The sequence below is a fragment of the Pelomicrobium sp. G1 genome, from assembly GCF_051905455.1.
GTDB lineage: Bacteria > Pseudomonadota > Gammaproteobacteria > Burkholderiales > UBA6910 > Pelomicrobium.
Genome location: NZ_JBQACR010000400.1, coordinates 1 through 261, shown reverse-complemented (window position 1 = coordinate 261; position 261 = coordinate 1). Strand labels below are relative to the sequence as shown.

Here is a 261-nt window from a genome sequence, read left to right as displayed (position 1 = left end):
CAACCCTCGATGAACCCCCACCTCGAGCGCCTGCAGCCCTATCCGTTCCAGAAACTCCAGCTTCTGCTCCAGGGGGCAAGCCCCAACCCCGCCTTCAGGGCCATCGATCTGTCCATCGGCGAGCCGAAGCACGCGACGCCGCCCTTCATTTTGGAGGCGCTGGCGCAGGCCCTTTCCTCCCTCGCCCGCTATCCCACCACCGCCGGCCAGCCCGCTTTGCGCCTGGCCCTGGCCGACTGGATCGCCCGGCGCTACGCCCTG

1 protein-coding gene is annotated in these 261 nt (G+C 69.0%); it reads left to right on the top strand.

Annotation, left to right across the window (positions count from 1 at the left end):
• On the top strand, positions 1-261 hold a 261-nt coding region (locus ACTFO6_RS18995; protein ID WP_439935901.1), incomplete at both ends, for an aminotransferase class I/II-fold pyridoxal phosphate-dependent enzyme.